Source organism: Neisseria sp. 19428wB4_WF04 (genome assembly GCF_015235335.1).
Classification (GTDB): domain Bacteria; phylum Pseudomonadota; class Gammaproteobacteria; order Burkholderiales; family Neisseriaceae; genus Neisseria; species Neisseria musculi.
In genome coordinates, this window is the sequence record NZ_JADGLG010000123.1 from 1 (window position 1) to 920 (window position 920).

The 920-nt window shown below is 49.3% G+C and carries 1 protein-coding gene and 1 pseudogene; both read right to left on the reverse strand.

The genetic code is table 11. From position 1 onward, the window contains the following. Positions 1–374 (reverse strand): hypothetical protein (locus IR141_RS12550; RefSeq protein ID WP_135037764.1); only part of this gene is annotated, 374 nt, incomplete at its 3' end. A gap of 392 nt (positions 375–766) precedes the next feature. Next, positions 767–920 (reverse strand): annotated as a pseudogene (locus IR141_RS12555) (IS1595 family transposase); the annotation flags it as partial.

The following is a 920-nucleotide window of genomic DNA, read 5'->3' on the forward strand; positions in this document are numbered from 1 at the left end:
GAATCCCAGGCAATGCCGCCGCCCTCTGCCGGCCTGCTTAACGAAACAGACCATAACCAAAGAGAGGGGATGCCGAAAGCCAGTACGGCAGTCAAGCCCAGTGCGCGAAAAACGCCGACAGGGAAGTCCTGCTGCCGCAAAACGCTTTGGTTGAGTTTCAGCAAAGTCCACAAACCAAACCCGATAAGGATGGCCATACCCCCGTGTGTGGCAGCCTGAAGCCAGCCAAAGGCAATGTCGGGGGAAACGGGCAGGCCGTCTTTGGGCAGCAGGGATTGGCCCGGGTTGAAGCTTTGCAGAATATTGAGGGTAAAAGTGTATACCGTATCGGCCAATATCAGCCATATCGGCAGCGGAGTCAGTAGGCGCTTCATATTGTAAGGCGGGGATAAAAAACAGTTTGTTTAAAGTAGTGGTGGCGGAGTATGGCAGGGGGGGTACAGTTAATTTACTTGGCTTTGGTGGAAATGACTATAGTGATCCTTTTTTTATTTCCGCTACGGTGCAGCATCCCAATTTTCAGAACGGTTTTGTAAGCCGACCGGGCAACGGAACAGGTTTGGTGTTACTCATACTCTCTTACGGTTTGCCGCCTTGCATCAAAATGAAAAAATCCACTATATCCGCCGGTTTTCAAGCGGGTACAACAGGCAGAAATGCCGGCAAAATAATGCAGACACATGACAGGCCGTCTGAAAAAACTTTCAGACGGCCTTGCGCCATTATATATGTACGGCTCTAGGCTAGCAGCTTTATATAAATTTACTTTAAAAAGCCCCCAAAGTTGGTGACCCAGTTCATCAGAGTTTCGGTTCCATCGCCATCCGCATTCCCTCAGGTGCAAATCAAAGTTTTTGGTTACGCCATTGAATTTGGCGGGCCTTCGTTTGGTAAAACTCCGGAAGCTTTCAATACCATTG